General features: G+C 42.0%; 36 protein-coding genes. 33 read left to right on the top strand and 3 right to left on the bottom strand.

All coding sequences use genetic code 11. The annotated features are described in order from the left end of the window. Nucleotides 1–109 precede the first annotated feature (109 nt). The 12 genes from FKV70_RS04705 to FKV70_RS04650 all read left to right on the top strand — a co-directional run bounded on the left by FKV70_RS04705 (nucleotide 110) and on the right by FKV70_RS04650 (nucleotide 8,441). Nucleotides 110–1,249, top strand: a complete 1,140-nt coding sequence (locus FKV70_RS04705; RefSeq protein WP_142612006.1) for a ParB N-terminal domain-containing protein — start codon at nucleotides 110–112, stop codon at nucleotides 1,247–1,249. After that, nucleotides 1,230–1,661, top strand: coding sequence for an ORF6C domain-containing protein (locus FKV70_RS04700; RefSeq protein WP_142612005.1), 432 nt, complete (start codon nucleotides 1,230–1,232; stop codon nucleotides 1,659–1,661). Before FKV70_RS04705 ends, FKV70_RS04700 begins: the two co-directional genes overlap by 20 nt. Nucleotides 1,662–1,766: 105 nt before the next feature. Beyond that, a complete protein-coding gene (locus FKV70_RS04695; protein WP_142612004.1) occupies nucleotides 1,767–2,135 on the top strand; it encodes a hypothetical protein in 369 nt (122 codons plus the stop codon). A 5-nt stretch (nucleotides 2,136–2,140) separates the two neighbouring features. Then, nucleotides 2,141–2,536 (top strand): hypothetical protein, encoded by a 396-nt coding sequence (locus FKV70_RS04690; RefSeq protein WP_244310667.1) that lies wholly within the window; start codon nucleotides 2,141–2,143, stop codon nucleotides 2,534–2,536. Nucleotides 2,537–2,596: 60 nt separating this feature from the next. After that, nucleotides 2,597–3,757 (top strand): hypothetical protein, encoded by a 1,161-nt coding sequence (locus FKV70_RS04685; RefSeq protein ID WP_142612002.1) that lies wholly within the window; start codon nucleotides 2,597–2,599, stop codon nucleotides 3,755–3,757. 8 nt (nucleotides 3,758–3,765) lie between these two features. After that, nucleotides 3,766–4,173, top strand: a complete 408-nt coding sequence (locus FKV70_RS04680; protein WP_244310665.1) for a hypothetical protein — start codon at nucleotides 3,766–3,768, stop codon at nucleotides 4,171–4,173. A 34-nt stretch (nucleotides 4,174–4,207) separates the two neighbouring features. Then, nucleotides 4,208–5,218 carry a phage replisome organizer N-terminal domain-containing protein gene (locus FKV70_RS04675; protein WP_142612000.1) on the top strand — a complete coding sequence of 337 codons (1,011 nt, stop codon included), beginning with the start codon at nucleotides 4,208–4,210 and terminating at the stop codon, nucleotides 5,216–5,218. Between the two features lie 6 nt (nucleotides 5,219–5,224). Then, a complete protein-coding gene (dnaI, locus tag FKV70_RS04670) occupies nucleotides 5,225–6,181 on the top strand; it encodes a primosomal protein DnaI (RefSeq protein WP_142611999.1) in 957 nt (318 codons plus the stop codon). Nucleotides 6,182–6,309: 128 nt separating this feature from the next. Next, a complete protein-coding gene (gene dnaN, locus FKV70_RS04665; RefSeq protein WP_142611998.1) occupies nucleotides 6,310–7,440 on the top strand; it encodes a DNA polymerase III subunit beta in 1,131 nt (376 codons plus the stop codon). Then, nucleotides 7,441–7,833 carry a DUF1064 domain-containing protein gene (locus FKV70_RS04660; protein WP_244310663.1) on the top strand — a complete coding sequence of 131 codons (393 nt, stop codon included), beginning with the start codon at nucleotides 7,441–7,443 and terminating at the stop codon, nucleotides 7,831–7,833. It begins immediately after the preceding gene. 69 nt (nucleotides 7,834–7,902) lie between these two features. Further along, on the top strand, nucleotides 7,903–8,217 hold the full coding sequence (locus FKV70_RS04655) for a hypothetical protein (RefSeq protein WP_208738391.1): 315 nt from the start codon (nucleotides 7,903–7,905) through the stop codon (nucleotides 8,215–8,217). After that, a complete protein-coding gene (locus tag FKV70_RS04650) occupies nucleotides 8,214–8,441 on the top strand; it encodes a hypothetical protein (protein WP_142611997.1) in 228 nt (75 codons plus the stop codon). The genes FKV70_RS04655 and FKV70_RS04650 overlap by 4 nt, the downstream gene beginning before the upstream one ends. Before the next feature lie 31 nt (nucleotides 8,442–8,472). Here FKV70_RS04650 and FKV70_RS04645 read toward each other — a convergent pair whose 3' ends face one another. Further along, a complete protein-coding gene (locus FKV70_RS04645) occupies nucleotides 8,473–8,682 on the bottom strand; it encodes a helix-turn-helix domain-containing protein (protein WP_142611996.1) in 210 nt (69 codons plus the stop codon). 141 nt (nucleotides 8,683–8,823) lie between these two features. Between FKV70_RS04645 and FKV70_RS26040 the strand changes: the two genes are divergently transcribed. The 10 genes from FKV70_RS26040 to FKV70_RS25855 all read left to right on the top strand — a co-directional run bounded on the left by FKV70_RS26040 (nucleotide 8,824) and on the right by FKV70_RS25855 (nucleotide 13,575). After that, nucleotides 8,824–8,985: a hypothetical protein gene (locus FKV70_RS26040; RefSeq protein WP_167669710.1), complete on the top strand. Its 162-nt coding sequence runs from the start codon at nucleotides 8,824–8,826 to the stop codon at nucleotides 8,983–8,985. A 126-nt stretch (nucleotides 8,986–9,111) separates the two neighbouring features. Beyond that, complete coding sequence (locus FKV70_RS04640; RefSeq protein WP_016822073.1) at nucleotides 9,112–9,300, top strand: hypothetical protein; 189 nt, start codon at nucleotides 9,112–9,114, stop codon at nucleotides 9,298–9,300. Next, complete coding sequence (locus FKV70_RS04635) at nucleotides 9,297–9,479, top strand: hypothetical protein (RefSeq protein ID WP_142611995.1); 183 nt, start codon at nucleotides 9,297–9,299, stop codon at nucleotides 9,477–9,479. Before FKV70_RS04640 ends, FKV70_RS04635 begins: the two co-directional genes overlap by 4 nt. Nucleotides 9,480–9,551: 72 nt before the next feature. Then, nucleotides 9,552–10,223 carry an HNH endonuclease gene (locus tag FKV70_RS04630; RefSeq protein WP_142611994.1) on the top strand — a complete coding sequence of 224 codons (672 nt, stop codon included), beginning with the start codon at nucleotides 9,552–9,554 and terminating at the stop codon, nucleotides 10,221–10,223. Between the two features lie 26 nt (nucleotides 10,224–10,249). Continuing rightward, the gene (locus FKV70_RS04625; protein ID WP_142611993.1) at nucleotides 10,250–10,582 is read left to right on the top strand and encodes a hypothetical protein; all 333 of its coding nucleotides are present in this window, start codon (nucleotides 10,250–10,252) and stop codon (nucleotides 10,580–10,582) included. A gap of 53 nt (nucleotides 10,583–10,635) precedes the next feature. Then, nucleotides 10,636–11,382 (top strand): DNA cytosine methyltransferase, encoded by a 747-nt coding sequence (locus tag FKV70_RS04620; protein ID WP_142611992.1) that lies wholly within the window; start codon nucleotides 10,636–10,638, stop codon nucleotides 11,380–11,382. A 12-nt stretch (nucleotides 11,383–11,394) separates the two neighbouring features. Beyond that, nucleotides 11,395–12,222 (top strand): DNA adenine methylase, encoded by an 828-nt coding sequence (locus tag FKV70_RS04615; protein ID WP_142611991.1) that lies wholly within the window; start codon nucleotides 11,395–11,397, stop codon nucleotides 12,220–12,222. Nucleotides 12,223–12,263: 41 nt separating this feature from the next. Then, nucleotides 12,264–12,941 (top strand): hypothetical protein, encoded by a 678-nt coding sequence (locus FKV70_RS04610; protein ID WP_142611990.1) that lies wholly within the window; start codon nucleotides 12,264–12,266, stop codon nucleotides 12,939–12,941. A gap of 47 nt (nucleotides 12,942–12,988) precedes the next feature. After that, nucleotides 12,989–13,384 carry a YopX family protein gene (locus FKV70_RS04605; protein WP_142611989.1) on the top strand — a complete coding sequence of 132 codons (396 nt, stop codon included), beginning with the start codon at nucleotides 12,989–12,991 and terminating at the stop codon, nucleotides 13,382–13,384. A gap of 47 nt (nucleotides 13,385–13,431) precedes the next feature. After that, nucleotides 13,432–13,575, top strand: coding sequence for a hypothetical protein (locus FKV70_RS25855; RefSeq protein ID WP_162305662.1), 144 nt, complete (start codon nucleotides 13,432–13,434; stop codon nucleotides 13,573–13,575). Between the two features lie 312 nt (nucleotides 13,576–13,887). On the opposite strand, the gene FKV70_RS04600 is transcribed toward FKV70_RS25855, so the two are convergent. Next, the gene (locus FKV70_RS04600; protein WP_142611988.1) at nucleotides 13,888–14,646 is read right to left on the bottom strand and encodes a Cthe_2314 family HEPN domain-containing protein; all 759 of its coding nucleotides are present in this window, start codon (nucleotides 14,644–14,646) and stop codon (nucleotides 13,888–13,890) included. Nucleotides 14,647–14,949: 303 nt separating this feature from the next. Here FKV70_RS04600 and FKV70_RS04595 point away from each other — a divergent pair, with 303 nt between their 5' ends. After that, nucleotides 14,950–15,591 (top strand): hypothetical protein, encoded by a 642-nt coding sequence (locus FKV70_RS04595; protein ID WP_142611987.1) that lies wholly within the window; start codon nucleotides 14,950–14,952, stop codon nucleotides 15,589–15,591. Nucleotides 15,592–15,792: 201 nt separating this feature from the next. On the opposite strand, the gene FKV70_RS26035 is transcribed toward FKV70_RS04595, so the two are convergent. Then, entirely contained in the window at nucleotides 15,793–15,969 is a 177-nt protein-coding gene (locus FKV70_RS26035; RefSeq protein WP_167669709.1) for a hypothetical protein, read from the bottom strand. 368 nt (nucleotides 15,970–16,337) lie between these two features. Here FKV70_RS26035 and FKV70_RS04590 point away from each other — a divergent pair, with 368 nt between their 5' ends. From FKV70_RS04590 to FKV70_RS04545, 10 genes are all read left to right on the top strand, one after another. Beyond that, nucleotides 16,338–16,592, top strand: a complete 255-nt coding sequence (locus FKV70_RS04590; protein ID WP_142611986.1) for a hypothetical protein — start codon at nucleotides 16,338–16,340, stop codon at nucleotides 16,590–16,592. Between the two features lie 420 nt (nucleotides 16,593–17,012). Further along, nucleotides 17,013–17,252, top strand: a complete 240-nt coding sequence (locus FKV70_RS04585; RefSeq protein WP_142611985.1) for a hypothetical protein — start codon at nucleotides 17,013–17,015, stop codon at nucleotides 17,250–17,252. A 59-nt stretch (nucleotides 17,253–17,311) separates the two neighbouring features. Next, a complete protein-coding gene (locus tag FKV70_RS26875; RefSeq protein WP_280115059.1) occupies nucleotides 17,312–18,616 on the top strand; it encodes a terminase small subunit in 1,305 nt (434 codons plus the stop codon). Then, nucleotides 18,552–19,976 (top strand): DEAD/DEAH box helicase family protein, encoded by a 1,425-nt coding sequence (locus FKV70_RS04575; RefSeq protein ID WP_142611984.1) that lies wholly within the window; start codon nucleotides 18,552–18,554, stop codon nucleotides 19,974–19,976. Before FKV70_RS26875 ends, FKV70_RS04575 begins: the two co-directional genes overlap by 65 nt. A gap of 67 nt (nucleotides 19,977–20,043) precedes the next feature. After that, complete coding sequence (locus tag FKV70_RS04570; protein ID WP_142611983.1) at nucleotides 20,044–20,976, top strand: nucleotide-binding protein; 933 nt, start codon at nucleotides 20,044–20,046, stop codon at nucleotides 20,974–20,976. 126 nt (nucleotides 20,977–21,102) lie between these two features. Then, a complete protein-coding gene (locus FKV70_RS04565) occupies nucleotides 21,103–22,458 on the top strand; it encodes a phage portal protein (RefSeq protein ID WP_142611982.1) in 1,356 nt (451 codons plus the stop codon). A 153-nt stretch (nucleotides 22,459–22,611) separates the two neighbouring features. Continuing rightward, on the top strand, nucleotides 22,612–23,667 hold the full coding sequence (locus FKV70_RS04560; RefSeq protein ID WP_142611981.1) for a 3-oxoacyl-ACP reductase: 1,056 nt from the start codon (nucleotides 22,612–22,614) through the stop codon (nucleotides 23,665–23,667). A gap of 3 nt (nucleotides 23,668–23,670) precedes the next feature. Continuing rightward, entirely contained in the window at nucleotides 23,671–24,672 is a 1,002-nt protein-coding gene (locus FKV70_RS04555; protein WP_142611980.1) for a hypothetical protein, read from the top strand. A gap of 66 nt (nucleotides 24,673–24,738) precedes the next feature. Further along, nucleotides 24,739–25,137 carry a hypothetical protein gene (locus tag FKV70_RS04550; RefSeq protein ID WP_142611979.1) on the top strand — a complete coding sequence of 133 codons (399 nt, stop codon included), beginning with the start codon at nucleotides 24,739–24,741 and terminating at the stop codon, nucleotides 25,135–25,137. Next, the gene (locus FKV70_RS04545) at nucleotides 25,134–25,700 is read left to right on the top strand and encodes a hypothetical protein (RefSeq protein WP_142611978.1); all 567 of its coding nucleotides are present in this window, start codon (nucleotides 25,134–25,136) and stop codon (nucleotides 25,698–25,700) included. Before FKV70_RS04550 ends, FKV70_RS04545 begins: the two co-directional genes overlap by 4 nt. Nucleotides 25,701–25,705: the final 5 nt, after the last annotated feature.

The raw sequence follows: 25,705 nt of genomic DNA, 5'->3' as shown, positions 1-25,705 counted from the left end.
AATAGCGAGAATATCTTTACAAGTAGCATCTCTTTTCTTTGATGAATTGATAAAGCTACAACAACTTACATTTTATCACAGAGGGGATGGAAAGAAAGGAGAATCAGCCTTGCAAATTGGTATCAGCAAAATCAAAGTCAGTGATCGTATCCGCAAGGATTTTGGCGGAATTGAAGAACTGGCCCGAGATATAGAACAAAACGGACTCATTAATCCAATTGTAGTAACACCAGATTATCAGTTAATTGCTGGAGAGCGGCGACTAAGAGCACATCAGTTTCTAGGTCGGAAAGAAGTAACGGTCAGAGTCATGGAAATAAAGGATCTTGAACATCAACTACAGCTTGAGATCAGCGAAAACGAACATCGCAAGGAATTCACGTTTAGCGAGCGAGTCGAGTGGGCGCGGAGATTGGAGGAAGTTGAACGTCTAAAGGCCAGAGAACGGATGGTTGGCGGCAAGGAAAATTTACCTGACCAACCAACCGGACAAGTACGGGACATTGTAGCGGATCAAGCAGGCTTTGGTTCCGGTAGGCAGTATGACAAAGCGAAGTTTATTGCGGAAAATGCTACTCCTGAAATCATTCAACAGCTTGATGAAGGTTTGATCAGCACTCATAAGGCATTTGTAGAAACCAAAGCTCGGCTCGAAGCTGCTGTGCGTGAGGCAGAGGAAAGAGCAGAGCAGGCAGAGCGGGACAAGCTTGAGTTACAAAGACAGTACAAAGATGCCATTCCTGTGGATCAACTTGAAGAGGCTGTAAATGCCGCCGTAGAGCGTCACGAGGAAGAAACCACGGTATTCATCAAGCAGAAGGAAAAAGAAGCTGAGGCGCAGCTCAAACAGCGTGACGAATATTGGAAAAACAAACTCAATGAAGATTTAGAACTGGAACGTTTAAAAGTCGAGCAATTGAAATCTGGCTACCAACAGAAGAAAGAAGAGTTGGAAGCTTTGAAATTACAGAAGACAGATGACTTTGACGAACAGCAAGCGGAATTAAAAATGAAGAAGCTTCGTTCTGAGTCCAATATCAATGCCTTGCAATTGAATAACCACGTCAAAAGATTTCTTGAAACGGTCGGAATCACTTCATTCATGTTAGGTGCGATCGGAGCTGCAAACATGGGTGAGAAAAAGCGCTTGGGGGAAAGCCTTGATATGTTGCAAAGTTTTATAGATCAAGTTAGACCAGCCGTAAACGGCAGAAAGGCGGTAGAAGTATATGACGTTGATAAACAATAATCAACAACCGGATTATATGATGCTGGTGGAAAAGCAGCTCCAACTTACAGAGTCTCAAGGAATTGCCATTCGCGGCCTGTGGGACGGAATGAAGAAAATGCAGGAGGATGTTACTGGAAAGGTTGAGGAAGTCCAGATGATGGTTCAAGAGGTTCGAGACAGTGTAACGCTGACGGATGCTGAATGCTATCAGTTACAGGAGGCAGTTAGAATCAGGTCCATTACTCTCACAAAAGATCGTTATAAGGAGACAGATGGAAAATTTAACGAAACGGTCGGAAAATATCGCCGCATGATTTGGAGTAAGTTAAAAGTTTTGTTCTCAGTTGCAAAGTACAGTCACATCCGGCGCATTGATTTTGATGATTCCATTTACTTCGTTAAAGAGTTCCGTCCAGAAGACTATATCTAAAGGGTGAATGATTATGACTCTATCGGAATTGGCTCGTATCTGGTTCGAAAACGAATTACAGCATGCCATTATCGTTCGTAATATACAACGCAAGAGCAAGTCAAAATGAGTAGCAAAATGCAAACCATTTACTCTATTCCTATTGTAGATGATGAAGGCTTCAAATTTACATTGGATCAACCAGCAGACTCGCTTATAGCCGCTGTATTACTCATGCATCGTTGGTTGAATTGTCAACATTCGGTAGATATTGAGATGCTACAGCTGACAGAGCAGGATAAGAAAAAGCTTTCTCTTCAAAAGGAAAAAGAAATAACTGAACAAAAGCTTCGGGCCATTTATAAAACTCAATATGCTATTACAGATAGTCCATGGCCTAATCACGTTTGCATTCAGAAGATGAAGCCTTTGAGGGATCAAGAAAGGCGATTAAAAACTAGAATATCCGAACTTGAAGCGGAGATATGGAGCTGAGAGAGTTGGACTTGGACGAGCATAAACAATCTAGGGTGCTTAGAGCGCAATTACGTGAGTTATACGAGGACAGTATTGACGCTGTTAAATTCGGATTACCGAATGACGAGATTCATGTTCAAATAGATTTGCTTACTGCTCAGTTGAGTAAGTTAGAGAAATCTATAGATAAGAACGAAGAATATGAAGGTTTGGAGGATTCTAAGCCATCAGGATACAAGATATCCGGGAAAGGAATAGGGATATGTGTGCATTGTGGAAAAGAGGTTTTTGCAGGCCAGAGGTTTCCCAATCCAAAAGAAGAAGGACTTTTCTGTAATTACTATTGCCGTAAGTTATACCGCAAAAGAAAAGACAGAGAAGTCCAGAAAAACAATCGTGCTACCAACACGATCATTTAAGAAACAATTCAACGGAAGTATAACACAGGATTTTGAAAATGAAAACAGGGGGCCTGTCTTGTGAGAGGAGACAAGGATTTTAGCATCTGGAATACAAGCATAGCTGTAAGAGGAGATAAAGAAATATCTCATCCTACCTTTTTACGGATGTTAGACATGATGAGAAAAAGAGGTTTTGTTGTTGGATCTGATCCACGAATTGACCGTGATTATTCTATCCTTTCTAAGGATCACTTTGCTGGCAACAAGGGAGAACTTCTGTTTGTTGGTGAAAAATATAATTGTGGTGCAAAACTTGAGTTCTATCAAGAAATCAATGTAGAGAACCCAAACGGCGGTAGATATGACTTTAACAAATTTGAAAAGATGCCTTATCTACTCCAAAAGCGGTTTCTAGTTGAAGTCAGATATATGGAACAATTTTTACTGAAGGAAGGATTTACTTGTGACTCTGAACCAGTACTAAAAACGTCATACGATAAGGTATTTCATAAGCTTAATTCGCCAAGCAGACACTGGAGTTCAGAAAACCTTCCTGATTATAACGCTCTCGATAAAGATGGGATACGGATAAATAACGGCGAAGTGAAATATTTCAGAGGCAGAAAAGGAACGTTGATGCGTGGGACCGTCTACCACAATATCAATAATATGTGGTGGGTCATAGTTAATAAAGATTACTATACCAACTTGGCAAGTTTCGAATTGTTTGACCTTGCTACAAAACCCGAAAACAGACTTAGAAAACTGACGAAGAGATCAGGTCATCACAACCCAAAATCCAGATTCATTCCTAGTGAGGCTAATTTAAAGGAATGGAGTACAACGGCTAAAAAAGTTGGGAAAGACGGAAGGATTAAGCTAGCGAATAGCGTGCTGGATTACTTATATGAAATCAACTGGACCTCTCGTAAATTCCAGTTTTTTAAAAAAGATAATGGCCGACTTGGTTTGATGGAAACCGAAGGGAACCCATATTTCTTTGGCCAAAGATTAGGTGAGAAAAAGTATGATCCACCACGGATTATGTCTCTCTACACTCGTTCACTGGATATGTCGGGTACAGAATCATCCTGGGTTAAAGGATTACGAGATTATGTCACAGGTGGCAAGCCAACTATCTCAAAATGGTTCTGCCAGGATGGAAATGGAGAAGGTGGACAAGCATATCTTTGGCCTGAGGTTAGAGAACGATTACTCCACATAGGAGCACATGTTTAAAAAAAGGAGTGGCTGCATTGTCTCTACAAAAACAATATACGCTCGGAGAGCTTTATAGCCTTGCGGATCAATGCAGCCATGATTACCCTGCTACACTGGCACGTAAGATTGAATTGCTGACCGAAGTCCAGATTCTCCTGGGGCGTAAGGCAGCTGAGGCCATAAGGGAATATAAGCGGATCTATGCCAAGAGGAAACGCGTTTATGCCGAAGCATATATAGCGGCAGAAAACCTGAGGGAGCAGCGAGCGGAATTAGCGGTAATTGAACTTCGCCTCCAAGAAGCAGACGCAGAAGCTGATAAGGTCCGCTGGAGTAATGCTGTAGAAAGTAATGACCAGGTAATAAACTCTTTAAAATACAGCCTTAAGGTGTTACTGGCGGAGTTTGGAAACAACGCCAGCGCAAACAGGTAGGTTTATGATTCAAAAGCTGAGAAGAGGTTGAAACATGGCAGAAATAAAATGGATCAAGCTCAGTACTGGCATGTTTGACGACGAAAAAATTAAAATCATCGAAGATATGCCCGAAGCTGACACGATCATTGTTATATGGCTGAAGCTAATGACTATGACTGGCAGATCAAACATGGGCGGTTACATCATGCTGACCGAAACTATTCCATATACAGAGGATATGTTAATTTCAGTGATCAAGAGGCCGCTACCAGTTATAAAAATGGCTCTATCCATCTTTGAAAGATTCGGGATGCTGGAAGTTTCTGAGCAAGGAGCTTTCTTTCTACCTAACTGGGAGAAGCATCAAAATGTAGATGGAATGGATAAGGTCAGGGAACAAACAAAAAAGAGGGTTCGAAATTACCGGAACAAACAAAAACAACTTGCTTCAGGTGAAAATGATCCTCCTGTTACAGGAAACGCTACTGGTAACGTTACAGTAACGGTCGGTAACGAAACAGATAAAGAATTAGATTTAGAACTAGAAAAAGAAAGTAGTTGTTGTTTAACGCCCGAGACTGAAATCAAATCCGAAAATGAGGGGGGACCGTTCACCCGACGGGATGCCGTTCCTGTCACTCCTGAAACAGATGCCGACTCTGGACAGGACGAAATATCATCTGCGGAACTAGATTATCACAACGCCGTTGCCAACAAGTACCTACAGCGCAGAGGGAAAGGATTATACATTACAGCAGCCGACGAAACGAGCATTGATGAATTGCTAGCTGCTGGTGTACCGCTTCAAACCGCCTTGGACGGAATTGATCAATCCTTTGACAAATTTAAACCTAAGCATAAGCGCGATGGGATACGGAGTCTGAGTTATTGTGCGACTATTATTTTCTCCTTGCATGCATTGCGAGAAGTTGATAGCAAGAGCAAAGAGGATGAAACACCACTGGATGAGGTGGAACCGGAAATAGAAGTCCCAACAAGCGAATATACCCAAGTGGACATTCAGAACATGCTTGTAAAATTGAGGGCTAAACAGGGAGGCTGATGCCACATGGAGAGCTTCGGAAAAGAACTAAAGGCATTAATACCCGATGGTTTTGCCAAGAGACAGGCTGCGGTGTTGGAACGTCTAGCAAACCATCCTGAGGTTCATCGGCTGAAAGCTGAGTTTCCAGACAGAACGGACGATTTGACAGAACCCAAACGATATAGAGATCTATCACAGCATATATCCTATTGCGATAAATGCAGCGAGTGCCCGGGTTTACTGGATTGCCAGAACGAACAGAAGGGGCATACAAGCGTTGCAGAACCTAGCCCGACCAAAGGTGATGAACTGGTCTTTCGACTTCGAAAATGCCCATTGCTGGCTGCTTACGAACGGGAACAAGGGATAGGTCAGAGGATCAAGAGCCACTACATCCCGGCTCACATCCTGAATGCCACCTTTGAAGACATTGAACCTGACCCGCAGCGGATATCTGCAATTGTAGCGGCAATAAACTTTTGTGATGAATTTGTACCAGGTGAAACAACAAAAGGTTTGTACTTTTACGGTCAAATGGGTGTAGGCAAAAGTCGTATTGTTGGTGCCATTGCCCAAGAGTTGGCTAAGCGTGACGTAAGCGTACTGATGGTCTATGTTCCTGATTTCCTACTGGAGGTTAAGGATGCAATTGGCTCAAAGACAGAGACAGTTGAAAGTAAACTTGATGCTTTGAGAACAGTTCCTGTGTTGATATTGGATGATATCGGGGCCGAGTCATTAACGACTTGGACAAGGGATGAAGTCCTGGGACCAATACTTCAGCGGCGGATGGAACGCCTAACGACGATCTACACATCGAATTTAACCATGAGTGAGTTGAAACAACACTTGGCGAATGTGAAAGACAGCAAGCCGAGCGAACAGAAACAGAATGACAAAAAAGCGGCCCGGATCTTTGAGCGAATAGAACCATTTGTAAAAATACTGCCAGTAGGCGGACGGAATAGACGTAGGGGGTAAGCATATGTGCAGAACATGCGGAGGTAGCAAGGTGGCGTACCAGTTTCGTGGCTCAATGTTGATGATGGGACCATGCCCGGAATGCAACCCAAATGCCAAAAATGATAGCGAAATGGAGGTCAAACCTTATGAATATAGTAGTAGACAGCGCATTACTAGCTGAAGCTTTAGAGGACGCAAGTAAAGCTATTTCAGCCAAAAGCATCATGCCGGTACTTGGTTGCTTCTTAATCGAAGCCAATCACGAGGGCTTAACTGTGACTGGTACTGACGATAGAGCAACAATCCAGTCATATATTTTTGAGGAACATGTTCAAATCGAACGGAATGGAAAGATAGTGCTACCTAAACTGTTTTTGGAAATGCTCAAGAAATTAAGCGGTAATGTTCGGATTGAGTCTAAAGATGGTCTGAATGTAATTATCACGTCTCGGAATAAAGAAATTGAAATGGCAGGATTGGACCCCGAGGAATTTCCTCCGCCTCCTTCAATAAATGACAATGAATATATTGAAATTACAGGGAAAGATCTAAGGGGGTTATTCAAAAAGGCTATCTTCGCGGCAGACATTGATGGTAAAGGCATGCCTATACTAACTGGAGCAAATGTCTATCTAAAGAACGGGAAAATAGGAATGGAAGCAACCAATCGGCATCGCCTTTCAAAAACAGAGAAGGTTATTGAATCGGGTGACTTTGGGAGTGCCGTGATCGAAGCAAGGGGTTTGGTTGAACTACAGAAGATCATTACAGATAAAGACGATGTTCAATTCGGATTTTCAAAAGGGAGGGACGATCAGGTAGTCTATGCCTTTGCTCGCACAGAGAGATTCACTTTTTACTCTCGTGTTCTGGAGGGTGAGTATCCAGACATACACCAGATGGTCATTGTTCCTGACAGTGGTACGAGGATTGAGATAAATAAACAAGAATTTTTGGAGTCCGTTGAACTTATTTACACCCTGGCAAAAGAAGAGAAAAATAATATGGTTAGGCTTGATGTAACTGAAAAAGAAATAAATATTCGTGGAAAAGGAAAGCAAACGGGTAAGGCAAGTGAAAGTATTGTTCCTATTAAGTTTACTGGGCAGGAGCTAACCATTTCCTTGAATTCTAAGTATGCTATGGATGCTTTAAAAGCTTTGGATGGGGAAAAAGTCACTTTGGTTTTCACAGGCAAAATGAAGTCTATTTTCATTCTCAGCAACGAAGATCATCAAAGTGTCCATGTGGTTCAGCCATACAGGACGGTAGATTAAATGAGCAAATATAATGCCAGTAAAGTAGTCGTTACGGACGATGGGACACTTTTTACAATAGCTGAGATAGAGAAATACAACCTTGATGTGACCGGAACCTACTTCGATTCTCGAATGGAAGGAGAGTATTATATAGAGCTTCTTAGGCAGAAACAGTATGGCGAGATCAAAGATTTTAGTTGTCAACCCAAATTTGTCTTGCAGGAAAAGCCGAAGGTGACGTATATAGCAGATTTCCTTGTGACTGCGCTGGATGGAAGCGAACGAGTTATTGACATAAAAGGAGCGGAAACGTCTACTTTTAGAGTTAAATTGAAGCTGTTTCAAGGTAAATATCCGACTATGCATTACTTACAAAGCATCGAGGGGAATTTGTTCTGTTACAGCAAGTGAAGAAGGAGAGAGCGGCTCGGAAACGGGATGCGAATAAATTACTCAAACGAGCAGAAGGGAAGATGAAAAATGCCAGAACTGGCCGGAGTGCAAGTCAAATTCACCGTATTAAAAAATGAGGATATCAGTAAATACCTTGATGAACGTGAGAAAAGTGATCTATCTCGTATTCTGTGGAAGATTCAAGAGCTGCGGCTTCTGGACAGAAAGCCTCCACTTAATACGTATCTGGTAGTTAACACAGACGAACCATATGCCACTGATATAGTTCGTATCATGCAAACTAATAACCATTGGGGGCCAATAAGTGACTCAAATCAAGCGGAGATGAAATTTGAGGGTAATGCGCTTATTCTTTCGGAAGTGGAGGAGGAGATAAAATGAAACACTCCCAAAATGAAATTGAACGTCCAGAAGTAACGCGACGGATCATAGAATTGCTGGACAAACAAAATGAGAAAGGCCTCAAGAAGTATGGAACCACAATAGACCAGGTATCAGATATGGCCTATGACTGGAAGCTCATGGCGCTGGAGGAGGCAGCTGATTTAATTCAGTACCTCCAGAAAGAGGTTATACGGCTTGAAAGACTTCTTAATCCGATCTAGGCAAAACAAAAGGAGCATAGAGGGTTCTTAATTAATCCTCTTGCTCCTCAGTAATAAACAAATCTTCAATCGCAACATCTAGCGCTTTAGCGATAGCGAATAAATGCCAGGCTTCATGGCGGCTGTTTTTATCAAATCTACTAATTGAACCTTGTGGAATTCCAGTCATTTCAGACAATTCCGTTTGAATGATACCTTTCTTTTTTAACAAGGGTGTCAGATTCGGTTTCACTTTAAACAATGTACTTCACCTCTCAGCCGAATTATACGATAGCGAATAATTTTTAGCAAGGCATGTTGACTTAATATTCGATATCGTATATTATTAGGACAATCAATAAATATTCGAAATACGATATCGAATTTACGGAGGTATATTTTTATGAGAAAGACATACAAGCAATGGGTGTTCTGGCAAGATGGTTTTTGGGAATTCGAATGGAGTTTCGTCCTACTTACAATTTGGATCAAAGAATTAAAAACTCGTCTGAGCGAGTATAAACAGGTCATTAAGCTCAGAGCGTTCGCCGGGATTATCCGGTGAGGTTGGCACAAGCCAAGATCAGTTCAGGAAACTTTTCCTACGCTGAATGATTCGATACGCAACGCAACACTGTACCCAAAAGAGCAACAATGTACTGGAACCAAAAACGTAATGGAGGCATGGTGTATGACAGAACAAGAAATGGATGAGTTCACTACAGCATTGGTGGAACGTTACGTGGATATACAAAAATTTGCTTCAGTTAACAGTGAATTATTGAACATATGGGATGAGGTAATTGATACCTTACCGCCTAAAATAAAAGGTGATTTTCAAGAGAAATATAATCGCCGCATAAGGGAGGGGAGCTTGTGAAAAAGCTCGACTTAAACAATATCGAAGATGAGCCGATTGAGGTCCAGCAGGCTGTAGCCTTCTACACATCACATACGATAAATAAAGTGCGTGTAACAACGGAAGAAAGGTGTAAACATTATTCTATTTTAGAGGAAGTAGGACTGCTTGAACCCCTAAAATCCGTAGTGGAGCCGTAGCGGTTTAGGCACAAAATATAAGCATAAGCACAGAAAATACGAATCAATCTGTTGGGAAGGTGGCGAGGGAGAATGTCTCATCAAACATTCTGGAAACCGGAGAAAAAAGTTAAAGAGAAGAAGTCGTACAGCAGCCTTGGACAGCGAAAGAAAAGCAGAAATCCGATTCCAGATTGGAAGAAAGACATCTTTGCTCACCACCAGTCACGTCCATCCCGGGCTGATCGAGCCGAGTTTCCACCAGAAGTTGTTAAGGAACTGATTGAGGAAACGGATGGGTTATGCCAGTGCAACTGCGGACGAAATGCAACACAAACTCACCACGTAATGCCAAGAGGTCGGAGCGGACGCGGTGTTAAGACCAATGCCATGCGTGTCTGCGATTTGTGTCATGACCGTATTCAGACGAACGAAGAAGAGCTTCAAAGCTGGATATCAACATACTCTCTGATTCATGGACCTAGATTTTGGTATGACGAGCAGGATTGGGAAGAGTTCAACCGCAAGCAGGCGGCACAGGAACGTTTGATAGCTCAAAAGCAGGAACGATTGGAATCTATAAAGCCAGTCATGGATTTACTTACTACAGCGGCGGGACGCTCATTAAAAAGCAAAGAGATTCGGTTGCTAGAGTCTATGGATACTAAGCAAATGAGTGTATTTAGCATCATGATATCCGATGCCTTGAACAATTTCAGTAAACCAGCTCCTTCATATGGTTATGGTGAACGATTTGAAGATTAGCCCCCAAGGGCAGAGAGGACAAACACATGGATAAAGTGATTTTAACCAAAGCACAGGCAAAGGCGATTGAACTGTGGAAAGAGGAACGTTCGGATATTGAAGGTTTGGTTAGAAAGCACGTAACTGAGGTTTGGGTTTGGGAAGAAATGAAGCCACTGAATGGTATGCCGCTAGACAAACTCATTCGTGCTTTATACATCGGCTATGAAGTCGAACAAACAATGGAAGAAAAGCTATTGGAATTGTATAGGGAAGGGCTACCATGTCCAACAACCCCTAGTGAAGATTCAGCTTTCCGCGAAGGGATGAAAAAGGCGTGTGAAATAGCTGGGATTAAGGTTAAGTGGGCTAGAAATTAGGCCCCATAGGGGATAAGAAGGAGGGAACAGCCCTCCATAAGGGGGATACACATATGCGTAAATTAAGCCTGTTCTCTGGGATCGGTGGAATTGATTTGGCTGCTCATTGGGCAGGCATGGAGACGGTAGCATTTTGCGAACGTGAGCCGTTTCCGCAGCAAGTGCTTCGCAAGCACTGGCCCATGGTCCCAATCTACGATGATGTACGAAACGTAACGAAAGAGAGGCTACAGGCTGATGGAATCGACACAGACTCAATTGGAATTATTTCCGCCGGATATCCTTGCCAACCTTTTAGTAACGCCGGGCAGCGAAAAGGCGAAGCAGATGACCGTCATCTCTGGCCGGAGGTTAGCAGGATACTACAAGAGATTAGGCCCCCTTGGTTTGTTGGTGAAAATGTTGCTGGTCACATCACATTGGGACTCGACGATGTGCTTGATGACCTGGACAACATCGGCTACACCGCGCAACCGTTCGTTATTCCGGCTGGAGCTGTTGACGCGCAACATGAGAGAGCAAGGGTGTTCATTCTTGCCTACACCGACTGCCAGCGATTACAGGGGGGGCAGGTCTCCCGAGGCCGCAGCCAAATGCGGCAGAGGGCCGAACAACAATTTCAGGGATTATTGCAGACAAGTACATGGTCTAAAGTATCCGCCGCCGACTTTAGTAGAGCGACTTATGGGGTTTCCCGAAGGATGGACGAGCATAGAATAAAGGCCCTAGGAAACGCGGTGGTGCCGTATCAGATATACCCTATCCTAGCAGCTATAAAAGCCATAAATGACAGTCTATAAGGGGGATACACCATGCAAGGAGTACGAAGCCCATTAATCTGGTTTGGCGGTAAGAGCAAATATGCACAGCACATCATAAGCAAGTTTCCTGCGCACCGCGTTTATATCGAACCTTTTGGCGGAGCTGCTCATGTAATCTCTCAGAAGCCAAGAGTAGCGCATGAGGTGTACAACGATATTGACGGTAACGTAGTGAACTTCCTCATGGTTGCGAGGGAAGAACCGGAGAAGTTACAAAATGAATGCGAAAGCCTGCCATATAGCCGCATGCTTTACGAGCAATGGCTAAACGAACCGTTACCTCGAGATCCGTTCGAAAGAGCTGTAAGGTTTTTCTACATGAATCGTTCCGGCATATCCCAGGGGAACGCGAATGAGATAGCAAGAACAGGATGGAGGCACAGCACAAAGTCCGGATCCAACCCAGCGACAGGGTATATAAGCGCCTGCCAGTTATTTAGTGCTTTCGCTGAACGGATGAAATGTGTGATGATTGAGAATTTTGATTTTCGGACTTTGATTCCTAAATACGATGGGAAAGACGTTTTGTTTTACGTCGATCCACCCTACATCGGTCGTGAAAAACAGTATGCCTTAACGGATAAAGACAAGGAAAGCCCGGAGAAGTTACACAGAGATTTGGCTGCTATTTTAAACGACGTGAAGGGAAACGTTGTTCTCTCATATTATGCGGATCCGTTGCTGGACGAACTTTACCCAAACTGGAACAGAGATACCTTCCAGGCATATAAGCAGGTTGTTGGTGGTGATGGATTGGGAACGGAAACCGAGGAACTACTGCTAATGAACTTCGACAATCGCCAATTAACACTATTTTAAGGGGGATACACCCCCTACTACCTATAAAGGAGAGATAACACATGGATATGAACTTAATCATTAATAACCAATTGGCAGCATTAAACGAAGAAGGTTATGTAGAGAAAATCATTAAGAAGCAACTGGAAGAAACTATTAAGGATGTTGTCGAAGATTCCTTGCGTAGTTGGAGTGACTTCGGAAAAGGGTTGAAAGAAACGGTAAAAGGGCAACTACAAATCAATCTCGATAAGTTGGACATCCCTTCGTACAACCAAGTTATTCTGAACGTTATTAAAAGTGAGTTAGAGCGTTCGATTCATGAAGAAGGCGCAGCGAGAATACAAGAGCAGTTACAAGAGTTGCTGGGAACAGGGAAGAATGAATATAGATTATCAGAATTAGTAAAAGAAATGGTTGAGGATGAGCTTAAACTTGAAGAACTGTCTTATGAAGAGGTTGAGCAAATCACGGTTATTGTAGAGGAAAAATACGGAACCAAGTACGTATATATGGACCCGAAAGAAGATGTTGAGTGGTACCAATGCAAATATATGATATCGCTTGAAAAAGATATGACCGTATCAAGAGCCGAGGTTTCAGATAAGAAATTCGATAACCGTGTGATTATGGGTGGAATGTACGGATTGGATGCGACTTTGTTCAAGATGTGGACTCAAAAAGCAACACTGGTCATAGATGATTACGAAACGGAGTTTGGAAACCCTGAATTTGAATGAGGCATAACAGCCTCTTACCCTACACCCCTATATAAGGAGCGATAAGCATGAGAGATATTAAATTCCGTGGTAAACGGCTTGATATCTCCGAATGGGTATTCGGAGATATCTGGCAGCACAACGGCAGGGTGGACATTGTAGATCATAGAGCGCAATCACATCCAGTAGACCCTGAAACAGTAGGTCAGTTTGTAAAATATTACGGATTAGAGTTTTACGATTGCGACATTATGTTCATTGCCTGCGACTGCGATAGTGAATACGGGTGTACGCACAATGATAGCAAATATATGGTTGTTTGGAACAAGGAAACGGCTGGTTACGTGCTGAAAAGCCACTCCACCGGACGTTTGCATTCGTTGGATGAATTTGGTGAAGAAAATATGCATATCGCTGGAAACATACACGATAACCCGGAGCTGCTACACCCCCAAGGAGAGTAACCACCAATACAATACGCTCCTGGTTGAGCGTTGGAAGGATGATAGATATGATACCAAATTATTATATGATGTGGCACGATCTGCGCGAGGAAATTAACCGCCTTGAAGCAGAGGGGATTGAGGATAACAATCTGGATTTGGGAGACTTGCAGCGGATGATGGACGAACTTGAAATGGATCATCGGGATTAAACCGATACAGGGTGTAGGTAACACCTGCACCCGATCATATCTTTCGCTTACATGTAAATAATACAGGACGCGGTGTCCCTCTACCCAGAAGCAGGATATAAGATTATGAAGAAGCCAGAAATAATATTAGAAAATGTTATGTAAACCCTGATTATTACAAAGAATCAACTTATCCGATACATGTAATTAATCATGGGAAACAGTGACTGACCCAGCGGTATAACGAATCCTCCTAATTATGAATAGGTAAAATATTAAGGTTAATTGGTATTTTTATAAAAGGATATCAGCTAATAACTTGACCTATCTCTACTACTCAGACAAACTAACCTTCTCTCTTATCTTGTCTGTAATTTCTAATAACAAATCCAAGCTTTCGTTAATGTTATTTAGAAACTCACTTGAAGAAGTGTAATTACCGATCCCCATAGAATAGGTTGTAGAGCCGTCCTCATTTTTAGTTTTGGATAAACCAGAATCAACTTGGTTGGGTCTGAAATTGTGTACAATATTATTTCTGAAGTCCTTTATCTCTTTAAATACAGGGTTTTCTGGTAATGAATTGAGATATGCATAAAGATCACTATCCTTCGTCTTAAGTTTTTTCATTACTCTAATTCTAAAACCTAGAGTTGTCTCCACATCAAACTGATATTTTACATTGACAAGATGATAGACCGAATCAATTACTCCTTCAAATCGAGTATAGTAGCTGTCCATATAAAAACTGAACCAATACAAATTACCAAAATGCTCTTCTTTAAAATGCGGAAAATATTGAATGCTTTCGCCATTATCGCCTGGTGATTTGTACCATTCTTCATCTGGGATTCCGGCATCATAATAGGACTTGAGTAAGGTGTAGTTAGTAATCAAATCAAAGATTCTGTTGTTGAATTCTCGAATCCAGTAGCTCAAATTAATACCATGGTAGCCATCAAAGAGATTAAGAACATTAAACTTTCTCTTGGGATCACTGAGGCCGAGGTTATTAATGACCTCTACCTTTTCTCCACAAATCTTTTGCCAATCCTCTTTTAATGGGTTTCTTGCATAATCGTAAATATCCATGTTAGGTAGTCCCCTTCTTGTCGAATTTTGTATTTTTTAATCTATATTTAATTTGGCAGCGACTGTCAGCCTATATGAAGTATAATATCACAAGTGGAATATTCTGAGAAATAAACAGGTTAAGAAAGATATTGTTGCTATGTGCGGTAGTGGTTTAACTATCTTAATAGTTCGGGGATAATACTTGGTTTTCGGACAACTTATAGCTTATGTTGATAGCAGATTTAATCAGTCCTAGATAACTATATTTATTTCTTGAAATTCAAATAATATATCATTTTCCTTTGAAAGGGATGCGTGTTTATGGAACATATGCAATCTGTAATAATAAGTGATCAATCTCATAAAGATTCTTCTGATACACACGAAATAGTCCAAGTAAACTTTTTTGACGATGTAGATGCGGTAGATATAAGAAAAACAAAGTGGCTGCTAAACAAATATACTGACTTAATTGATGTAATCAAAAACTATGAATACTCACTTCAACAATTGGAAAACGGAATGGCTGCATATGATCTACTTTCAGCGGAAGGCTCGGTTGCCAAGCGAGTTTCTGGACAAGAACTGACAGCAGATGTGACAGCTAACGCCGTTCTGCTCAAAGACCAGCGCCATGTGAATTATAAATTCTATCAATTCCTTACGAATAACATTAAGTTTGCAATAAATAATATGCGTGATAAGCACGAGGGATTGATAGCAAAGCTGTTATTTTTGGATGGTATGAAATATCTCAAAGCTCAACAATATTTGGAAAAAGGTTATCGCAAGGACATTCCTCCTATCTCAGCAACTACATTTGCAGATAAACGGCGTAGGGTTATTGTTAATATAGCAAACAGCCTAAAAACAAACCGTACATTGGATTTTGTCACCATCGACTATGGCCGGGGACGAAACCAAGAAGGAGAAATTGGGCTGAGGATGCCAGAAGTAAATTAGACCGTAAGGGCTTAAGCCTTTGCGGTCTTAATTTTAGGTGTCTAAAGTTCTAGACTGAAAATAAAGTAATAGTCTTGACGATGCTTCATTAAGCTAACGGGCAGTTTAGTTGAACAAGATAAGTGGAGGTTTTATGTCGCATTTGACGCAAACTGTGAAGGAGGAAGCTGGGAAAATGATAGCTAAGTGTAAAGTGTTGAGTTAACTATCCAGCTTGTTTGTTGATGTCTTTAATGTTTGTGCAGCCTCATCGAGATAGATATCTAAAAAAGTACCATCAGTAAATTTAATAACCACAGCATTAGTAGTGATGGCGACATCTTCAATCGTCCTACCTTTAAGTTTTTCAGGTATAACTTTGAAATTAGTCGATTCCACATTCATCAAATCCTTTCATTGATTACACATCTTAGTAATCGGTAATAAGTATATAAAACCTATATTAGTCTAACACTTCTCATAATAACAGTAAAAGATGAATGATAGAAATACTGAACAGTACGAAGATATTGTGTAATAAAAGAAAGCGTGCTTATTCAACTAACGAGGAACGTTAGTTCAATGGAAAAGCGACAGTCTAGGACTTTTTTTTCGTTCTTGGCTGTCGCTGTTTCAATTTCTAGGCTCAGTCTACTACTTTATTTTCTGCTGATAGTAGGAACTAATAAATCCGTAGTAGGCGCGTAGTAGAAAGGATTTACACTTTATTCAGGAACAAATTAAATCCATTCTAGGAGGCAATAAACATGGCACATAGTTACGCTTACTTGGACAAGGAAAAAATTCTCCATCTCCATCCATTGGAAGATGAAGCAGTTAAGCATGGCAAGTATGTGGGTACAAATTTGGATTACGACGAAAGTGGTTTTCCGGTTATCGGCGGCGAAGGTGTAATCTATTATGCAGACAAAGACACAGCTTATGTAAACGGAAATGAAGATAATGGCAAACAAATTGCTGTACCAAGTGGCCTTAAATCACTAGCTAGTCAACTTCTGTAATCGTTAAGATTTAAATGTGGTGGCGGAATAGACGCAAGGCCGCGATACACGCCTCGCCCACATCGAACTACAACTAATTCGAACAGCCGTAAAGAGGGTCATAATACCCCATCAATAAGGGCGGCAGATTGTTCCGCACGTAATGCGGACTATAGCGATTGACGGTAATCGCTGTGAAATAATTCCCGTTGGGAACCATTCCGCATGTATAAGGGAGCGGCAGTGGCAAGCGCATGACGGAGGGTTAGGGCGCATTCAAAACTAAATCGGAGACAGGACTCAAATTAACGATCACTACAATAGGAGCAGCGATTTTACGCTGCTCTTTTTAATTTTGAATGAAAGGCTGTATTGTTTTATAAAATTCTGTATCCTTAATGTCGATACTATCGTATGGAACAATATAGGAGATGAATTTGAGTGAAGAAGAAGATAAGGGATGGACTAATTTTTTATGTAGTAGTACCGCTATTTTTAACATGGTTTATATGGTTCCCCCTTGGTATGAATTATTTGTATTGGACAGAAATGAAAAGTGAATTTCACATTCAAGAAGGCTACTGGGAATTCTTTGGACGAAATTGGTATAAAAAATCTTTTAACATTAGAGTGGACTATCGAAGAGAATACAAAGAAAAACAAGAGAAAGCTGCTGAATAGTGGCTTTTTTATTTGTTCAGGAAACTTTTCCTTAGCTTCAGATACATTATCAAAAAGGGGTGAATAATAAGATTATGGGGCGAAAGAGAGATCCGAAACGGGACGAAGCATTTGATTTATACAAAGCCAGTTCCGGCAACATACGTCTCACAGATATAGCCTCTCAACTTAGTGTATCTGAAGGTACGGTAAGAGGATGGAAGGCTAAAGATAAGTGGGAGGGTTTAATTGCTGGAGAAGTGAAGGATACGGAACGTTCTGATGAAAATGGAGCGCCTTATAATAAAGAGGCTCCAGTTAAAGATGAAGACCCAACATCATATCCTGATGAGCTTTTTCTAAAAGCTGTCCAAATTGTAGCCGAGGCCAAACAAGCCTCGGTTTCTTTATTACAGAGAAGGATGAGGATAGGCTATAGCAGAGCAGCTCGACTGATTGATGAAATGGAGCGGCGTAAATTTGTCGGTACATATCAAGGTGATAAGCCAAGAGAGGTATATGCTACCCTGCTAACAGTTGATGCGCTCTCTAAAGAGCTAAAAGACGCTGCTCCAGAAATACGGAACGTTCCGAAAAAAATACCGGAACGCTCTATTGATATGGAGCGTTCCAAAACAAAAAAGAGCGTTCCAGTAATCGAGGAGAAGCCAGAACCGGAAATTCCGGACGAAGAGGGGTTAACGCCGAAACAGCGGATCTTCATAATGGAATACCTCAGAGATTTCAACGCGACAAGGGCGGCAATGGCTGCTGGATATAGTAAGAAAACAGCATATTCAATTGGATGGGAATTATTGAGGAAACCTGAAATTAAGGCTGCGATACAGAATTACAACGAATCCCTGATGGATGGGGTTGGTTTAAATGCTCAGCGCGTTCTAATGGAGTACATGAAAATTGCTTTTGCAGACATAACGGACTACGTAGAATTCGGTCAAAAGGAAGAGGATGTTCTTGGCTTAGAAGGAGACCCTGTGTTTGATCCAGACACTGGAGAAACGAAGAAATACAGATACAATTATGTTTCTTTTAAAAATAGTGATGAAATTGATGGTACTCTGGTTTCAGAAGTCAAGCAGGGCAAGGATGGCGTAAGTGTTAAACTACACGATAAAACTAAGGCATTGGATGTGCTGACTAAATACATGGATCTGCTTCCAGACAAACATAAACGAATGGTTGAAGATGAAAAACTTAAGATGCAGCGTGAGAAACTTGAACTTGAAAGAGCAAAAGTCACGGGAGAAGGAAATACAGAAGACGATCTAATTGACGATTGGGTAGAGGCGGTGGTAGGTGATGAAGCAGAAGGATTCGCCGGAGACGAAACGGAGGCTTCAAGCATTCAAGATACGGATTCCTGAGTATCGTAAGAATCCTATATTGTTCTGTCAAGAAATGCTTAAGTTCTACCCTGATGATTGGCAGGCAAGCACTCTAATGGATTTAGCTAATAATCCGCGCGTTTCAGTACGTTCAGGTCAAGGCGTAGGAAAAACTGGGCTGGAAGCTGCAACAGCCCTTTGGTTTCTGTCCTGCTTCCCTTATCCAAAGGTGATTTGTACAGCTCCTACAAGACAGCAGCTACATGACGTGTTATGGGCTGAGATTAATAAATGGCAATCTAAAAGTCCGGTATTGAAACGAATCCTTAAGTGGACTAAGACCAAAATATACATGAAGAATTATGAGGAACGCTGGTTCGCTACAGCTCGGACAGCAACCAAGCCTGAGAATATGCAGGGCTTCCATGAGGACTACATGCTATTTATTGTGGATGAAGCATCGGGTGTTGCTGATCCAATCATGGAAGCTATTTTAGGTACGTTGTCGGGTGAGTTCAACAAAATATTGATGTGCGGCAACCCGACAAAAACGTCGGGTGTTTTTTATGATTCACACAATAAGGATAGATCCGATTATAAAACACGTAAGGTATCCTGTTTGGACAGTCCTAGAACAAGTAAAGAAAACATCGCTATGCTTAAGCGGAAATATGGAGAGGGAAGCGATGTATGGCGTGTCCGTGTAGAAGGCGAGTTTCCCCGTGGTGAATCTGATACATTCATCTCTCTGGAAGCTGCTGAATTTGCCAAAGATGAAGTTAAAATTGAACCTTCTGGAACAAAGCTATTTGTTGGCGTTGACGTTGCACGTTTTGGAGATGATGAGACAACCATGTATGCACGTATGGGCGGCAAGGTGGTAAAGACTCATTTCCACCACAAGCAGGACACTATGACAACTACAGGATGGGTATTGCGCCTGGTTGATGATGTGAAGGTCGAACATTCAGAAGTGGATGAAGTAGAAATAAGAATTGATGATAGCGGAATAGGTGGAGCTGTAACAGATAGATTGAATGAGATTAATGAGGAGAAAGGGTTGGGCTACACCATTATTCCAGTTAATAACGGATCGGCAGCAGAAGATGCTCATTACGGCAATCTTGGGGCAGAGCAATGGGGCCACATAAAGGAAATGCTTGAGGCTAACATGAGTAATTATGTTCTTGGCAAACCTGGAGATTTACAGTTGCCAGATGATGAAAAACTGATAACGCAGCTCACTTCCCGAAAATGGCGGATGGGTAGTAATGGCAAGATATTTCTGGAGCGTAAAGAGGATATGAAAAAACGTGGCCTTCAATCTCCAGACAGAGCAGATGGTTTTATTTTGGCGTTTGCAAATGTTCAAACTGAATCCGGTTTTGCGTTTGGTTGAAATTTATGGAAGAGAACAAATGATAGTTATATAATTAACAACATAAATATATTATTTGGAGGACTTCATGAAACCGAAGCTATTTATTGGATCTTCAGCAGAGTCAAGAGCAATTGCTTTCGCTGTACAGGAAAATTTAGATTATGATGCCGAATGCACCGTTTGGACCCAAGGTGTATTCAATTTGTCTGTTACGGCATTGAGCAGCTTAATTAAACAGGCTTCCATTAGTGATTTTGCTGTATTTATTTTCAGTTCTGATGATATAACTGAAATGAGAAATAAAGCTAATCCTACAGTTAGAGACAATGTCATTTTTGAAACAGGACTTTTTATTGGAAAGATTGGAGTCGAACGGGTTTATTTTGTAACCCCTTCTGAAAATCAAGACCTCCACCTTCCCACTGATCTACTAGGAATTTCTCCCGGTCGCTTTGATAGTACACGAGATGATCTTACGGCAGCGCTTGGTTCATTTTGTAACCAGGTTCGAAGGAATATTGGGGAACTTGGTGCTATTAACCCATCTAATGAAACTACAGAATCCAAAGAAGTGAAATATGATTTTGAATATACCGATGCTTATAAGAATTTAGACATAAGTCTTATTGAATCAATTAAGGAAACGCTTCCTATTAATGGTTCTATTAACTTCATCAGGACTCATAGTTTTGAAGGTTCTTATCGAAGGGATTTACTTGATGATTTGAGGAATTTCCATCAAGATGGAGATAATGCAACAATGGAGTTTGTAAATCCAGAGCTTGAAGGATTAAGGAAACAGTTATACCAAGACGTAAATAAATTTTTATTTCTTTTGGCTAAAAACACTTGGGTAAATAAAATGAATTCTGATTATTCTAGTGTGCCGAGTGATTGGGAGGAGGAACAGCCCGAACGTTTTAATCAAGTGATCAGTGAAATCCATGATACTGCGGAAAGCATTTGTTCAACTTACGACCTTTTAATTAGAAGGTCGAGATTACTTCTTGCGGTATAGGCATAAATCCGTAGTAACACCGTAATAACTCAATGATATTATTTAGACATAGAAATATGAACGAATACTGGAGGCAGGAAAAATTTCCTGACCTCTTTTTTGTTGCGTCAGAAGGGAGGTACAGATTTGGGTGTACGACAGTGGATAATTAATTGGTTAGCTGCGGGAAGACCGAAGAACGAACCTGAACGACAGACGGAAAGCTATCCATTCCCGTTTGGTATCATGATGAGTAAGGGAAGTAACCAGCCAGCGCCGAAGAGAACACCGACCAACTTACGAACGTTATCGGAATCCCCGATTCCACGCAGAGCAATTAATGTTATCAAGAATGGAATCACAAAGCTGAACTGGTCCGTAGCTGCCATCGACGAGAACGATACAGAAAAATATAGAGAGATATGCAAAGTTATTGAACGATCATTACTAAAGCCGAATCCTGGTGACTCATTCCGTTCATGGATTGAGCAAATGGTTGAAGATATGCTTGTATGTAGTGCAGGTTCATCGGAAGTGTTGAAAGCTGGCGATCCTCTTAGGCCGTTCAGGATGTATCCGGTGGACTCTTTCTCTGTCGACCTTTACCCGGACTGGGATGGAAAAGATAATTCATGGCGTTATGCACAGCGGGTTAACGGACAATATGTTCACTTAACATCTTCCGACCTGATGTATATACGAATGAATCCAAGAACAAATACTCCTTTTGGACTATCACCACTCGAAACGGTTTGGGAATCGGTGCAAAGCTTCATTACAGCTCATCGTTCTGCTGGGAAGCAGGCTTCAAACACGGCAATAAGGAAGTTGATTAATCTTGGAAAGAACACTGATACCAAGGCGGTTGCGGCTTTTCGTGCATATTGGGAGAATGAAGTAATAGGACGTGGGTTGAACCCAATTATCGGGGGAGAGAACCCAAGTGTACTTGATCTAGGGGCTACGGATGATAAGGCATTGTTTCTTGAGTGGCAGCGCTTCTTAATTGAGATCGTAGCGATTGCTTTTGATATATCCCCTAAGAAACTGGGGCAGACGAAAGATGTTAACCGCTCTACAGCAGATAGCGAAGACGACGACACGAACGAAACGGTCAAGTCTATAGCTGAAAACATTGTGGAACATATCAACAATCACATCATTGACGGTATTTTTAAGCTGGGCGGAGTGATCGAGTTTAAATTTCATTATGAAGCATCGTTAAAAGATCAAAAACTCAAAGCTGATATTGATGCGATTTATCTCGACCGGAGAGTTACGACACCAGATGAAGTACGTGATGGTCTGGCGCGTAAAGCATTGCCTAATAAACATGGCGAAGTATTATTACAACCAGGTAATACCGCAGCTATTGATTTGAATAAAACTCAGGAAGAAATACAAGGGGAGAAGGACAGGCTGTTAAGCAATCTTCCTGAAGATGATCCGCTGAACAATAAGAACAAAACAGAAAAGGATGAATCTGACACCGCTGAAGAGTAGGTGTTTTTATTTTGCCCTGAGAGGCGGTGAGGACGTGTTTACAAGGTTTGTTTGCAGTGTTGTGAGACTGACATATCCAAGGTCAGTGCCGACACCGAGAAACCGAGCAGAACGCAGACAACAGAAATATCACGGAGGGAGGTGAGAATCTAAATGCTTAAAACGTTGAAAATGAGCAACCAGCGGATGCGTGTTCAGGACTTCAAGTTATCCGAAGAAGGAGGACATCCAAACAAGGTTCCTTTCAAATGTGCTCTTTTCGCAGTTGACCAACCAAGTGATGGCTCACCTCATGGTGCTGGTGGGAAACGTATTCGTATTTCATCAAGTGTTTGCGACAAATATCTTCAAACTTTCGTTGGTATGGCCTTGAATATTGACTATGCCAACGGTATGGCGGACCATGATCCGCGATTTAAAGTCGCTGTGATTGATAAGGCTTACCGTTCGCTTGATGGGTATGCATGGATTGATGGATACATTTACGCAAAGGATTTTCCTGATGTGGTTGCGACTATTCGTTACTACAATGGGCTGGCGGCTGAGTATGACTGGAGCGAATATCAATTCGGAGCATCGTTGGAAATGGAAGCCGCAGTTCAGGATGCTACTGATTTGGATGATGTGCTAGATGTAATTGAATTTTGTGGTACGGGAGCAGCTATCCTGTTCGCTGATGCCGCTGCCTATAAAACAACGAGCTTTGCTGCTCGTAACATGAAAAAGGACAAGGAGGATGTCGATATGACACCGGAACAAATTAAAGCGATGGAAGAGTCTATGAAGGCATTACAAGACGGTATGACTGCTATCACTGCGAGTGTGCAAAGCGTGGTCACAGAGGTGGGAGCAATTAAAACAGATATCACCACCATGAAAGCTGCAAGTGAAGAAGCTGAACAGAAGACTGCTGAAGAACAAGCTGCTGCTGACCTAAAGGCTGCTCAAGATAGAGCAGATGCTTTAGAAAAAGAATTGAAAGAGTTAAAAGCAGCGGGTGCGCCTCCAGCAGAGCCAGAACGCAAAACATTCAGCGCGTCCGCATTATTGTCCAAGTATGGCAGTAATGCCAATCTTGCAGCCGGAGCGGAAGTAAATGATTACAAAACCTTCTGTGCTTCTGTCGATGCTTTGGACCTTCCTTCTTCCGAATCCTTCAAACTTAAAATGCAGGCAAAAGCACAATTTGCCGAAAAGGAGAGTGTGTAATACATGAATAACCGTGTTGGAGTAGCTCAATTTGTTTCGGTTGCTGCGGCAGCTCAGTTTCAGGGGCCAGGGGCAATTATCACAGACGATTTTCAGAAGGAAATTACGGATGTACTACGTCGAACATCTATTTTGGATGGACGCTTGAATTATGTACCAGCAACAGGTGATATTTCTACTTATTATGAACAGAATACTGTGAATGGCGGCGCGTTCATTGATCCGCGTAACCCTTCCGCTACAGCAAGCAGCAATCAACGTACACCTCATGGTGTGAAGATCAAAGCTCTTACGAACCAAGTTAACTTTGGACATTATGATGTAACGCTGGGTCAGCAACAAAACAACTTTCCTGAATTGAAAGCCAAGGATCTGAACGACATGCTGAATGCCATTGGACTTACGCATGGTAAAGCACTTTGGAGAGGTAATGACACTGGTTTGGCTGTACCTACAACCTTACAATATGTAGGACTTGCAAGTCAGATTACGAACACATTCACAGTTGGGGCAACGGCTTCAATTGTATCTGCTATTCGGGCCAAGGTAGCTGCGATGGTGGCGAGTGAACTGTACGAACTTATGCCAACGGCTATATACATTCACCCTATCGCACATCACTATCTGGAGGAAGAAGAACGGAATGCTGCCAACAATGAAACGCAAATCAGCAACCTCAAGAAAACAACGGTGGCTGGCTTAGAAGTGTTGGCTATTATGACGGCCGCAGGTCTGCTGCCGATCATTCCAGAGCCGTTTATTCCTTCAACAGTTAATGCAAAAACGGCGACAAACACTGACTACGGAATTGCCATCGTCACAGAGCCTATGATTGAGTATCACTATGTTGGTGAGAAGGGCATCTATCTCTTTCAATTGGGTACAACGTCGAACCTCCAAGAACAGTACGTAGGTATCAAATATGGCGCTCCAGTAGCCAAAGGTCCAAGTTACGCACATGCTTACGGCACAATTGAGCGTCCGACGATCACGGCGGTATCCTAATAAATTTTAAAGTCAGGGGACGGTTAATGTGACCGTCTCTTTTCATTTTGAGAGGAGATGATTCAGTTGGCAAAATCGAATCTAGATAAGCTGAAAGATGCAATTGCTGAAAGCACTACATTGTTGGATCAAGCTGAGATTGGAGAGAGCGGAGGGCAATACCCTCAACAATCGGTAGATGTGTTCAAGGCAACTGTTGCAGCGGCAGAGGTACTGGTTAGCACTGAAGGCGCAGAGCCGAGCCAGTTCGACGCTCAAACAACGGCGCTGAATGATGCACGTAGTTCTTTTCTTGCTACGAGAATTCCAGCGGTCCGAAAAGTTACGCTTCGTGGTACACCAAGCCAGCGAAAGGGGGCTCACACGATTCATTTTAAAAATGGGGTTGTTAACTTTGTGGATGGCGAAGCACAGTTACCGGATGAACTGGCAGACGAGCTTGCTGATGCTGGCTATGTAGAATGAGTCAGTATCTTGAGTTAACGGATTCTGACTTCGTTCCGGTAGGGATCAAATTAACTACTCCACTTATTCTCAGAGCATCAGCCGTAATTGATGGACGGTGCAAACGTGAGATCGGAGTTACAACATATACCGAGCGTATACCGCTTACCGATCAGCAGCGAGGGCATTTGTCTTATTACCCGGTTGTAGAGGTGAAGGAGGTAAAGGGCAGGCTGAAGCAGGGATTGATGGGTAATTTCTTTGGTCCGCCAGGATTCGAAACAATCGCTGATATCGGCACAATTGATATAGACAAGGATATTGGTACAGTCTGGTGCGGTTATTCTTCTTTCGGTTCAGCGTATGCAGAGCTAGAAGTGACGTATACCAGTGGTTGGGAGACTATACCTGATAAGGTCAAGGTGGCATGTGGACTGATCATAGGGCAGTTAGCTGGGAACCCGAACACCAACGTGAAATCGAAGAAGGACTTCGACTTAAACATTGAATACTTCGGCAACAGTATGATCACGCCAGAAATAGCCGATCTTCTGTCTGAGTTTGAACATAGGTCATTTAGGTAGGTGAT

Origin of the sequence: Paenibacillus ottowii, assembly GCF_006874425.1 — a bacterium.
Taxonomy (GTDB): domain Bacteria; phylum Bacillota; class Bacilli; order Paenibacillales; family Paenibacillaceae; genus Paenibacillus; species Paenibacillus ottowii.
Note: the sequence above shows the minus strand (reverse complement) of the source record. Positions and strands in the feature narration are given on the sequence as shown.

Excerpts from the sequence above, each read along its gene's own strand:
- FKV70_RS04700 (WP_142612005.1), top strand. The coding sequence starts at position 1,230 with ATGACGTTGATAAACAATAATCAACAACCGGATTATATGATGCTGGTG.
- FKV70_RS04695 (WP_142612004.1), top strand. The coding sequence starts at position 1,767 with ATGAGTAGCAAAATGCAAACCATTTACTCTATTCCTATTGTAGATGAT.
- FKV70_RS04675 (WP_142612000.1), top strand. The coding sequence starts at position 4,208 with ATGGCAGAAATAAAATGGATCAAGCTCAGTACTGGCATGTTTGACGAC.
- dnaI (WP_142611999.1), top strand. The coding sequence starts at position 5,225 with ATGGAGAGCTTCGGAAAAGAACTAAAGGCATTAATACCCGATGGTTTT.
- dnaN (WP_142611998.1), top strand. The coding sequence starts at position 6,310 with ATGAATATAGTAGTAGACAGCGCATTACTAGCTGAAGCTTTAGAGGAC.
- FKV70_RS04660 (WP_244310663.1), top strand. The coding sequence starts at position 7,441 with ATGAGCAAATATAATGCCAGTAAAGTAGTCGTTACGGACGATGGGACA.
- FKV70_RS04655 (WP_208738391.1), top strand. The coding sequence starts at position 7,903 with ATGCCAGAACTGGCCGGAGTGCAAGTCAAATTCACCGTATTAAAAAAT.
- FKV70_RS04650 (WP_142611997.1), top strand. The coding sequence starts at position 8,214 with ATGAAACACTCCCAAAATGAAATTGAACGTCCAGAAGTAACGCGACGG.
- FKV70_RS26040 (WP_167669710.1), top strand. The coding sequence starts at position 8,824 with ATGAGAAAGACATACAAGCAATGGGTGTTCTGGCAAGATGGTTTTTGG.
- FKV70_RS04640 (WP_016822073.1), top strand. The coding sequence starts at position 9,112 with ATGACAGAACAAGAAATGGATGAGTTCACTACAGCATTGGTGGAACGT.
- FKV70_RS04630 (WP_142611994.1), top strand. The coding sequence starts at position 9,552 with ATGTCTCATCAAACATTCTGGAAACCGGAGAAAAAAGTTAAAGAGAAG.
- FKV70_RS04625 (WP_142611993.1), top strand. The coding sequence starts at position 10,250 with ATGGATAAAGTGATTTTAACCAAAGCACAGGCAAAGGCGATTGAACTG.
- FKV70_RS04620 (WP_142611992.1), top strand. The coding sequence starts at position 10,636 with ATGCGTAAATTAAGCCTGTTCTCTGGGATCGGTGGAATTGATTTGGCT.
- FKV70_RS04615 (WP_142611991.1), top strand. The coding sequence starts at position 11,395 with ATGCAAGGAGTACGAAGCCCATTAATCTGGTTTGGCGGTAAGAGCAAA.
- FKV70_RS04610 (WP_142611990.1), top strand. The coding sequence starts at position 12,264 with ATGGATATGAACTTAATCATTAATAACCAATTGGCAGCATTAAACGAA.
- FKV70_RS04605 (WP_142611989.1), top strand. The coding sequence starts at position 12,989 with ATGAGAGATATTAAATTCCGTGGTAAACGGCTTGATATCTCCGAATGG.
- FKV70_RS25855 (WP_162305662.1), top strand. The coding sequence starts at position 13,432 with ATGATACCAAATTATTATATGATGTGGCACGATCTGCGCGAGGAAATT.
- FKV70_RS04600 (WP_142611988.1), bottom strand. The coding sequence starts at position 14,646 with ATGGATATTTACGATTATGCAAGAAACCCATTAAAAGAGGATTGGCAA.
- FKV70_RS04595 (WP_142611987.1), top strand. The coding sequence starts at position 14,950 with ATGGAACATATGCAATCTGTAATAATAAGTGATCAATCTCATAAAGAT.
- FKV70_RS04590 (WP_142611986.1), top strand. The coding sequence starts at position 16,338 with ATGGCACATAGTTACGCTTACTTGGACAAGGAAAAAATTCTCCATCTC.
- FKV70_RS04575 (WP_142611984.1), top strand. The coding sequence starts at position 18,552 with ATGAAGCAGAAGGATTCGCCGGAGACGAAACGGAGGCTTCAAGCATTC.
- FKV70_RS04570 (WP_142611983.1), top strand. The coding sequence starts at position 20,044 with ATGAAACCGAAGCTATTTATTGGATCTTCAGCAGAGTCAAGAGCAATT.
- FKV70_RS04560 (WP_142611981.1), top strand. The coding sequence starts at position 22,612 with ATGCTTAAAACGTTGAAAATGAGCAACCAGCGGATGCGTGTTCAGGAC.
- FKV70_RS04555 (WP_142611980.1), top strand. The coding sequence starts at position 23,671 with ATGAATAACCGTGTTGGAGTAGCTCAATTTGTTTCGGTTGCTGCGGCA.
- FKV70_RS04545 (WP_142611978.1), top strand. The coding sequence starts at position 25,134 with ATGAGTCAGTATCTTGAGTTAACGGATTCTGACTTCGTTCCGGTAGGG.